At 53.1% G+C, this 9,288-nt stretch carries 9 protein-coding genes and 2 pseudogenes; all 11 read right to left on the bottom strand.

Annotated elements, in window-relative coordinates; translation table 11 throughout:
* Positions 1-1,077: pseudogene (locus ABR397_RS21250) on the bottom strand (ImcF-related family protein); the annotation flags it as partial.
* The gene (locus tag ABR397_RS21255) at positions 1,058-2,203 is read right to left on the bottom strand and encodes a hypothetical protein (RefSeq protein WP_350307453.1); all 1,146 of its coding nucleotides are present in this window, start codon (positions 2,201-2,203) and stop codon (positions 1,058-1,060) included. The gene ABR397_RS21255 and the pseudogene ABR397_RS21250, both read right to left, overlap by 20 nt.
* On the bottom strand, positions 2,200-2,457 hold the full coding sequence (locus tag ABR397_RS21260; protein ID WP_350307454.1) for a PAAR domain-containing protein: 258 nt from the start codon (positions 2,455-2,457) through the stop codon (positions 2,200-2,202). The genes ABR397_RS21255 and ABR397_RS21260 overlap by 4 nt, the downstream gene beginning before the upstream one ends.
* Positions 2,454-4,934 (bottom strand): T6SS phospholipase effector Tle1-like catalytic domain-containing protein, encoded by a 2,481-nt coding sequence (locus ABR397_RS21265; protein ID WP_350307455.1) that lies wholly within the window; start codon positions 4,932-4,934, stop codon positions 2,454-2,456. The genes ABR397_RS21260 and ABR397_RS21265 overlap by 4 nt, the downstream gene beginning before the upstream one ends.
* Positions 4,922-5,437: a DUF3304 domain-containing protein gene (locus ABR397_RS21270; RefSeq protein ID WP_350307456.1), complete on the bottom strand. Its 516-nt coding sequence runs from the start codon at positions 5,435-5,437 to the stop codon at positions 4,922-4,924. The genes ABR397_RS21265 and ABR397_RS21270 overlap by 13 nt, the downstream gene beginning before the upstream one ends.
* A gap of 51 nt (positions 5,438-5,488) precedes the next feature.
* The gene (locus ABR397_RS21275) at positions 5,489-6,004 is read right to left on the bottom strand and encodes a DUF3304 domain-containing protein (RefSeq protein ID WP_350307457.1); all 516 of its coding nucleotides are present in this window, start codon (positions 6,002-6,004) and stop codon (positions 5,489-5,491) included.
* 51 nt (positions 6,005-6,055) lie between these two features.
* Positions 6,056-6,570 (bottom strand): annotated as a pseudogene (locus ABR397_RS21280) (DUF3304 domain-containing protein).
* A 51-nt stretch (positions 6,571-6,621) separates the two neighbouring features.
* The gene (locus tag ABR397_RS21285) at positions 6,622-7,137 is read right to left on the bottom strand and encodes a DUF3304 domain-containing protein (protein WP_350307458.1); all 516 of its coding nucleotides are present in this window, start codon (positions 7,135-7,137) and stop codon (positions 6,622-6,624) included.
* A gap of 51 nt (positions 7,138-7,188) precedes the next feature.
* Positions 7,189-7,701, bottom strand: a complete 513-nt coding sequence (locus ABR397_RS21290) for a DUF3304 domain-containing protein (RefSeq protein WP_350307459.1) — start codon at positions 7,699-7,701, stop codon at positions 7,189-7,191.
* A gap of 11 nt (positions 7,702-7,712) precedes the next feature.
* On the bottom strand, positions 7,713-8,495 hold the full coding sequence (locus ABR397_RS21295; RefSeq protein WP_350307460.1) for a DUF4123 domain-containing protein: 783 nt from the start codon (positions 8,493-8,495) through the stop codon (positions 7,713-7,715).
* Between the two features lie 3 nt (positions 8,496-8,498).
* Positions 8,499-9,288, bottom strand: a 790-nt coding sequence (locus ABR397_RS21300; RefSeq protein WP_350307461.1) for a DUF2345 domain-containing protein, incomplete at its 5' end; no start/stop codon positions are given.

Genomic DNA, 9,288 nt, shown 5'->3' on the forward strand with positions numbered 1-9,288 from the left:
GTTGCGCCGCTGGATACGTCCGACTCGTCTGCCGTGCCGGTGCCGGCTGTCAGCCAACACCCCCTGCCAGGCGGTATCGGGCAACCAGTTTTGCGGTCCTGCATCCGGGGTTGCTTTCAGCGGCAGACTGAACATCAACCCGCGCAGCAACACCACCTCACTGTACTCCGCTAACCACGGTGTCAACACCCTGCGCCAGTGGGCAATGCCTTTTTTCTCCAGGGTGGAGGCCAGCCGATACAAAAAATCATGGGCATTCTCGAGCAACAGTTGCTGCATCCCCCGCCTGCGTATCGGGTCAATCAACTGTTGCAGCTGGGTCTCCACAATCTCGGGGGTACAGCGTTCAGGAAAAAAGCTGCCCACCGCCTGAGTCGCCCGCCCTTCCTGTGACCAGAGACTGTGACACACCTGCCACAAATAGACGGGTGCCTGCCAGTGCAACTGTCGGGCCTGTTTCTGCAACATCCGCAGGGCTTTATCTAGCCAGACCGGCTGCGCGCTTTGTTGTTCGGTCAATGCCCAGACGATGCCATTGAGCGGACGGAAACGGCGCAAGCGACGCAGGGCCGCCAGTTGCGCGGCATCGGGTTCCGTGTGTTGTAAACTGCCGCCCCATAGCAGGAGCGTGCGATGGCCCTCCAGCCAGTGTTGGGTAGTCAGCCCCGGCGCGATGGCTTCCACCTGTTCCGCCTCACCCATCACCAGCAAGATACGGACTTTATACCCCCAGAACAGGCCATAACGACGGTGCAGGCGATCGCCTAAGTCACCATAATTATACGGTTTGCTGACGGGAAAAAGTGGCCGGGTATCCGGCTTCGTGTCAGTCACTTTGTTTTTGACAAACAACGTGACTGTGATAAAACCCAGCATACTCACCACTACCATGAGCACCCAGGCTATTCCACAAACCCGTAACAAATGATTAAACGTCTCGGTATCCGTGGTTTGGTGTTCGCCCCAAAACCACCATCCCAGGCCGACTAACGAAACCAACAGGGTAATGGTTCCCACCAGTAAGATGAGCGTATTCACTACTGAAACAGGGGGTAATTTATTCTCTTGCAGTGCCATAAGATTTCACTATTCCAAACGCTAAAGCATGTTGAGGATCACGGGCTAACCACCCACAGGGCTGGCCGGTATTTTCCGCCGAGATAGCCGCCAGTGTTTGCACCACGACCGCTTCCATCCCGCCAATATTGCCCCAGTTGAGATCCTGCACATGTTGAGTGACATTCCAGCCGGTCTCTTCCAGTGAGGAAACATCCGGCTGGGAAAACAGAAAACAGGGTTCCGGTGGCTGGGTGATATCCGCCTGCATCAGCGCCCGGGCCGCCACATCCATAACCTGTTCATCATCTTGAGTCTGAAAATATTCACCGCGGGTCAACGCCACCTTGCCGGTTTTTTTCAGCAACCAAATAAAAGCCGCTTCACCCGCCGGTAAGGCTGACTCCGCTTCACTGACTACACACTGACAACCGGCGCACAAAATAGTCGCCTGACTGCCCGTTGTCGCATTCAGCCGGTCAATCATCTCATCCAGGGTGTCAATACCACGCCAATATTGCGGCTGTTCGGGTAACACCACATCAGGAAACTGCACCGCCATCTGGGCGGCAAATCCCGGCCAGACAGCAGCAGAGCCCAGCCAGTAACAGTGCAGCGGCGTACATTTCAAGGGGTTCTGATGCTGACTCCGCCACTGATTCACCGCCATTTTCGCCAGCTGGATTTCCCGTTGCTCACTATCCGAGACAAAAGAACGCAACAGGCGAACGGCCGGACCGGTTTTTTCCCTGAGGGGCTCCGGGCGACAATGGGACTGATTAATCACACTCAGCCACACATCAGGCGAGCTCCCCAGCGGCCCGACCAACACCCAGTCTGCCAGCGCCATCGGCTGACGATGTTTACGCCACCAACGTTGTTGCACCCACTCAACCTGTTGCTGATAAATCCAGGCGTTATGCCGGGCAAAACGGTAAAACAGCCAGCGGAATAGCAGACATAACAGCCATAACGCCGCCAGTCCGGGGATCATGGCGTATAAGGCTGAAGTGTCACCGATTTCAGGTCTTATCAGCGCGACGATATTACTGACCAGCAATACCCCGCCGGCGCCTACGGCCAACCAGCGTTTAAAACGGGGAGGGGAAGCCTGACGGTAAGGCGGAAAAAGGGGACAGGTTTTCATGACGCCACCTGATAATCGGGAAAAGAGCTGACTAACGTACAACCGCATTCACAACGATGACCGTGTAATGCCACCGGCTGACCCGCTATCAGGCAGGATGCACTCCCCTGAGCAATGGTGGTCATGCCATGGTGATGACACTGAACCGGATCACCCTTGCAGGCGATCGGTTGACCAAAACACAGATAGTGACCCGATAATACCTTGCCGCCGTATTCACGCAGGCTGTCGCCCTGACGGATAACGTTCTTCATTTCTCCGGTCCCCCTGACGGGGTTGGTTTCACCGTCTTTCCTGCCCAACGTGCCTTAAGCTTTTCTTTGCCGATTTGCACTCGCCGCGCTTCAATAAACTGTCTCTGCTGACTCGTCACCTCGCCCACATGATGGGTGAATGCCTTCGTCTGCGCCGCGTCCGGTAACAGGGGGATCAGCTCTCGGGTGGATAAATCGTGGGCGCTCACGTCCAGCGGAGTGAAGTGAGCTTCGTTGATGGCATCCGCCACCATGTTGCCGACTTTTTTCCGTTTGAAGATAAACAAGACACTGCCAACCGGTGACGCGGCCCCGACCACATTGCCGGCCACCGTCAAAAGCGACAGGGGTTTATTACACACTTTGCCGAAGTAAATCACCCGGTAACGGAAATAACCGCCCTCCGGTTCACGCGTATCCAGCGTAGAGTACATAAACCAGGCGCGGGAATCATGCACCTGATTGTCATACAGGGCCACCAGTAATGACGTCGGGGATTCTGGTTGACCCACTTTTCCCACCGGCGCCGTCAGGAAAAGCGGTTTGACCAACGCTTCTCCCGCCGCTTTCATTTGCTGATATTCCTTGTCCTCATCATCACTGTTCAACAGATAAAGGGCATTGCCCAGAATGTTATCGACAACAAATTGCTTCACAGTGTGTGTCTCCCGCCGGTCTCCCCGGTAGTCACGGCTAAATTCCGCTGCCGCTTCCCGCAACTGATTCTGGGCAGTTTCCGGGTCAAAATCCGGCACGCCCGGGACCAACACCGGGGGCTCTCCCCGCCCACCGCTGGACGCAAAAGCCGTCCGCTGGGCTTTCCGTTGCTTTAACACCGCCTGCTGCTTTTCTTCCTGCGCCTGCTGACTTTGCGCATAGTGGGCTGTTTTCGCATCACGGTTGGGGGCTTCATGGAAAAACGGCGCACTGAGCAGCGTACCGCCGGCGTAACGGTTGATACGCCAGGCGGTCAGCCAGTCCATCTGGTTTTTCATGGCCTGCTCCAGCGCCACAGTTGACCGTACCGGTTCAAAGCGGGCAGCGTCCTCTTCCGATAGAGGGTGTTTGGGCATCTCCAGGCCCAGGGTGACGTGACGCCAGGCGTTGAAGCGGTTGACTAGCTGCGAGCTAATGAGAAATTCATCAACTACATCCAGTGGCATTTTACGCCAAGCATTTCTGGCTAAATCTGTAGGCAAAGCATCTTCTGGCACTTTTAAAGGTGCACCGGAATCAAAAGCCGCTGCATACATCTCATGCAAAGCAATTTGGGACAATAGCAGTGCATCTGTTTTACCTATTGACTTGCCCTGTTCTCCCGGTGGATAACCCCCGCCCAAATCAGAATGCACCCCGGGATAAATCACCTCGGTACTGCCTGTCGGGTAAGTGCCGTCCGAACGGCGAATGGAATCCATTGGGAAACTCAGCCGCTGTTCATGGGTCGAGACCAGATGCACACAGCGTTTCACCAGACCACCGTATGTCGCCTCCGCTGGCAGCTCCTGCGTGCCGTCAGCCCAGGCCATATGGCCTTCAACCACCGGAACCATATGGCTCCCCCCGACCGACGCCACCGTATCAAACAGCCCGAGAAACTCCACACTGATGGGCAGGTTACCATCCGGGTCGGTTTCGTTTTTCGCTTGCAAACACTGTGACGGTTTCAGGTTATCTCCCCTGGGTGGCGGCAACAGTTCGGCCAGCCAGTTGACAAAGGCCCGCGCCTCCGCGGCCCCGCGGGAGAAACCATACACATACAACTTCATCCCCAGCAGTTTGGATTTGCCCCGTCCCGGCTGGCTGCGGGCTATGACCAGCTCACGTTTTAAGCGGGCAAACTGCTTATAAAACTCGCCATAACGGTTATGCGCGCCACCCAAGCCCAGCGTGTGCCATGTGGTGGCCATCGCCTCAAGGGATTTTTGGCTTTCACTGTTGGTCATCTGTTTTTGTGTCAGGCTAAAACCGAGGACATCAATCAGCCGCAGCAACGCCCAGTTGATCCGATCTTCGCCCCGGTCAGCAGCGGCCAGTCCTAAAGTGGTGTAATCCAGATCATTAATTTCCGGGAAGGGGGTACCCACACCGGGAATATAATACTTAAAGTACTTTCCGCCTGTGCTGTCGACATCATCCAGCAACAGCTTACCCGCTGCACCACCGGCATAACCGGCCCCAATCGTCGTCTGGAAAAGACGGGCAATATTGGTCGGGTGGTGTGGAACGGCCTGATAAAGGTCGTTATATAAATTATTGCCGGTCCCATCAAAAAACAAGCTGACATGCAGGGTCTTACAGCAGGGCGGCACCACCCGACGATCCGCCGCCAGACACAATTCCTGATGGTAGGCCCTTTCATCACTGGTCTGACGGTGACAATTTTGCCCGACCAGATAGCTTTTGGCCGGCAACCGTCCCTGAGCCGGGAAGGGGGCTGGCAACCAGACAGCATCGTTATGATTTATTTCGGACATACTTTCGGCTCCTTCATTTTTAAAGGTTCTTTTATCGGGTAGTTCGGACTACCGTAGGCGTCACAAGAGGTCGTGACTTTAATCTGATCACAAGGCAAGAAGTGCACCGTAATGCCGCAGGTATCACCGCCATTCTGATAATAGGGCACTGGCACTACCCGGCTATGTTGGCGATTATTAGCCCGTAATTTATTACGCCAAGCCAAATATTTCTCTTCATCAGCAAAACCGGGAAATCCCTTTGTTGATGCCTCACCGGTTTCCCAATCCACCCGGACCGTCATTCCCGGTTTCCATTTCTCCGGAACCCGATAGCAGCACCCCCCCCCTCCACCCTGATACGGTCCGATAATATCGATACCCGGTGTATCATCCACACTGAACCGATTAATCGCCCATTTGGTATGATTAATGGCGATAATCACGCCCGCCTGCGCTGGAAACTGGCTGCAAGCAACCAATAACAGACACAAAACCGCCAGCCTAAGCTGTTGTTTTTTCATCTTTGACTCCTTCACATCGGTGATAATCTGGACTTGAGATGCCTGTATGCATTACTTCGGACATACTTTCGGCTCCTTCATTTTTAAAGGTTCTTTTATCGGGTAGTTTGGGCTACCGTAGGCGTCACAGGACGTGGTGACTTTGACCTGATCACAGGGTAAGAAGTGCACCGTAATGCCGCAGGTATCACCGCCATTTTGATAATAGGGCACTGGCACCACCTGACTATGTTGGCGTTTCTGGGCATCAATTTTGTTTTTCCATGCATAATATTTTTCTCTATCCGCAAAACCGGGAAAACCATCCATTTCCCCCACGCCAGTCTCCCAATCCACCCGGACCGTCATACCAGATCGCCACTTCTCCGGTACGCTATAGCAACCACCCCCCCCACCGCCCTGATACGGCCCAATACTATCGATACCCGGCGTATCATCCACACTGAACCGGTTAATCGCCCATTTGGTATGATTAATGGCGATAATCACGCCCGCCTGCGCCGGAAACTGGCTGCAAACAACCAGTAACAGACACAAAACCGCCAACCTAAGCTGTTGTTTTTTCATCTTCGACTCCTTCATATCGGTGATAATCTGGACTTGAAATGCCTGTATGCATTACTTCGGACATACTTTCGGCTCCTTCATTTCTAAAGGTTCTTTTATCGGGTAGTTTGGGCTACCGTAGGCGTCACAAGAGGTCGTGACTTTAATCTGATCACAAGGCAAAAAGTGCACCGTAATCCCGCAGGTATCACCGCCATTTTGATAATAGGGCACTGGCACCACCTGACGATGCTGGCGTGTATAAGCATTCATTTTTTTTCCCAAGCCAAATATTTATCTCTATCAGCGAACCCTGGGAATCCTTCCGAGCCCCCTGCTCCAGTCTCCCAATCCACCCGGACCGCCATACCCGGTTTCCATTTCGCTGGCACGCTATAGCAGCAGCCACCCCCTCCACCCTGGTACGGCCCGATAATATCGATACCGGGATTACCATCCACACTGAACCGATTAATCGCCCATTTAGTATGATTAATGGCCTCAATGGTTCCCGCCTGCGCCGGAGACTGGCTGCAAGCAACCAATAACAGACACAAAACCGCCAGCCTAAGCTGTTGTTTTTTCATCTTCAATTCCTTCACATCGGTGATAATCTGGACTTGATATGCCTGTATACATTACTTCGGACATACTTTCGGCTCCTTCATTTTTAAAGGTTCTTTAATTGGGTAGTTCGGACTACCGTAGGCGTCACAAGAGGTCGTGACTTTAATCTGATCACAAGGCAAAAAGTGCACCGTAATCCCGCAGGTATCACCGCCATTTTGATAATAGGGCACTGGCACTACCCGGCTATGTTGGCGTGTATAAGCATCCATTTTTTTTACCCACGCTAAATATTCATCCCACTTGTCATAACCCGGGAACCCTTCTGTATTCCCTATTCCAGTCTCCCAATCCACCCGGACCGTCATTCCCGGTTTCCATTTCGCTGGCACGCTATAGCAGCACCCTCCCCCTCCACCCTGGTACGGCCCGATAATATCGATACCGGGATTACCATCCACACTGAACCGGTTAATCGCCCACTGGGTATGATTAATGGCGATAATCACGCCCGCCTGCGCCGGAAACTGGCTGCAAGCAACCAATAACAGACACAAAACCGCCAACCTAAGCTGTTGTTTTTTCATCTTCGACTCCTTCATATCGGTGATAATCTGGACTTGAAATGCCTGTATGCATTACTTCGGACATACTTTCGGCTCCTTCATTTTTAAAGGTTCTTTAATTGGATAATGGGGACTGTTATAGGTGCTACAAGAGGTGGTAACTTTGACCTGATCACAGGGTAAAAAATGCACCGTAATGCCGCAGGTGCGCTGCCCGGTATAATCGGGCACCGGCACTACCCGGCTATGCTGGCGTGTATAAGCATTCATTTTTTTTTCCCAAGCCAAATATTTATCTCTATCAGCGAACCCTGGGAATCCTTCCGAGCCTCCTGCTCCAGTCTCCCAATCCACCCGGACCGCCATACCCGGTTTCCATTTCGCTGGCACGCTATAGCAGCAGCCACCCCCTCCACCCTGGTACGGCCCGATAATATCGATACCGGGATTACCATCCACACTGAACCGATTAATCGCCCATTTAGTATGATTAATGGCCTCAATGGTTCCCGCCTGCGCCGGAAACTGGCTGCAAGCAACCAATAACAGACACAAAACCGCCAGCCTAAGCTGTTGTTTTTTCATCTTCGACTCCTTCACATCGGTGATAATCTGGACTTGAGATGCCCAAGCACAAAGGATGCCCGGTCATCATCCAGTACAATAGGCTTGTCAGATGCTTCGACCATCAAGGCATAACTGTGGTTAAACAGTTGCTCACGCGAGACGTCCGGGTATTCGTTCTCATTCAATCGCGGCATAAGCTGATGCGCATCAGAAACACACAGGAGGAACGCCAGTTGCTTATCCGTGAGATCAATTTTCTCAATGGCGTCATTAACGGGTTCGGTATTCCCCTCACCCAAAAGAAACTTCGAAACGCCGTCACGATCAAGCCAGCTCCAGAACAGAACAGGCCGGAGTAATTGCTGTTGCTGCGCCTCATCCAACACATGAGAAAACAGCACAGGAAAAATACGCGGATCAAAAAAGCGTAAAATACCCGCCTGTCCCGCGTATGCGGCATCCGCACATTGAATTAAATATTGAGACAACAGGTCAAATGACCATGACGAGCATAAAATCAGCAGCAACGGTTCTTCCCTTAAGCGCAAGATAATTTCCTGCATCCATTGCTGCTGGCCGGGATGTGTCAAATCAATCCGGATCAATACCGGCGCATCATCCCCCCTCATCTCTTCGGGCAATCCCTGAAACAACGAACACCATTTGATTTCAGGCGAAAAACTCTTCAACGCCGGGATCAGCGAGAACTCGCCCCCGGATTGATCCACAATGATATCGAGGCAATGCATGCCGACATCCTTTGCTGACGCCTCAAGTACGGCAATCCAGTCGGTTATTTGATCATCATTCATCGGTTATTTCCTCAAAACAAACCCTTGCGCCCTCTCCTGCGCTTTTTTCAGGCACTCTTTGCACACGGATTCAGGCAGATCAGGTAAGGGAAAATCCTGTTTCGCCGGGGCATCCATTTTGTGCTGCCCTTTCAGGCTTAACAGGCCCGGCCCGTGCATTTCAATTTCCCCAGACGGAGACAGACGGATATACGCGCCGCCACACGCCAATGTCAGGCCGTTTTTGGCGATAATCTGTACCTGGCCCTGAGTTGAATTGACCGTGACATCTTTTAATGCCGTGATACCCAGAACATCACCGTGTGACTCCAGAGCAAGCGGCCCTTTTCCCGATACCAGGCGCATTCCTTCGCTTTGCGCTAACAAGGAGATAGCCTTTGTCGCATTCACCCCAATTCGGCAGGCACTGGCGATATGTACCTCGCCCGCACTTTGGGCATAGAGTGCCTGACCACTTTGCACCATTACGCTCTGTGGGCTGACAATCCCTACCCCCTCCGGCGCACTGAGCAGCATGGCCGCCATTTTCAGTTGATCCACGCCCTGTAAATAGGTTTTCAGGCTCTCGATATCCGGCTGATAATTCAGGTGGGTTTGGGTTACCGCTCCCCATTCCATTACCTGGTTGACGGCACCTTTGACCAGACTGATGGCCGGGTTCATCGCCAGTACTTCCCCGTTGGCGTTGGCTTGTTTATCCGCACTGATAAACAGCCCTTTCCCGGCACGGATCGCGCCCCAGTCATCGGTACGCAGCTCAAACCCTTCACCCCGTTTATCCGGGTGCGGTTTC

This window comes from Photorhabdus viridis (assembly GCF_040256935.1).
GTDB classification, from domain to species: domain Bacteria; phylum Pseudomonadota; class Gammaproteobacteria; order Enterobacterales; family Enterobacteriaceae; genus Photorhabdus; species Photorhabdus viridis.

Coding starts and splice junctions, on each gene's coding strand:
- ABR397_RS21285 (WP_350307458.1), bottom strand. CDS start 7,137: ATGAAAAAACAACAGCTTAGGTTGGCGGTTTTGTGTCTGTTATTGGTT.
- ABR397_RS21255 (WP_350307453.1), bottom strand. CDS start 2,203: ATGAAAACCTGTCCCCTTTTTCCGCCTTACCGTCAGGCTTCCCCTCCC.
- ABR397_RS21265 (WP_350307455.1), bottom strand. CDS start 4,934: ATGTCCGAAATAAATCATAACGATGCTGTCTGGTTGCCAGCCCCCTTC.
- ABR397_RS21290 (WP_350307459.1), bottom strand. CDS start 7,701: ATGAAAAAACAACAGCTTAGGCTGGCGGTTTTGTGTCTGTTATTGGTT.
- ABR397_RS21260 (WP_350307454.1), bottom strand. CDS start 2,457: ATGAAGAACGTTATCCGTCAGGGCGACAGCCTGCGTGAATACGGCGGC.
- ABR397_RS21295 (WP_350307460.1), bottom strand. CDS start 8,495: ATGAATGATGATCAAATAACCGACTGGATTGCCGTACTTGAGGCGTCA.
- ABR397_RS21275 (WP_350307457.1), bottom strand. CDS start 6,004: ATGAAAAAACAACAGCTTAGGTTGGCGGTTTTGTGTCTGTTACTGGTT.
- ABR397_RS21270 (WP_350307456.1), bottom strand. CDS start 5,437: ATGAAAAAACAACAGCTTAGGCTGGCGGTTTTGTGTCTGTTATTGGTT.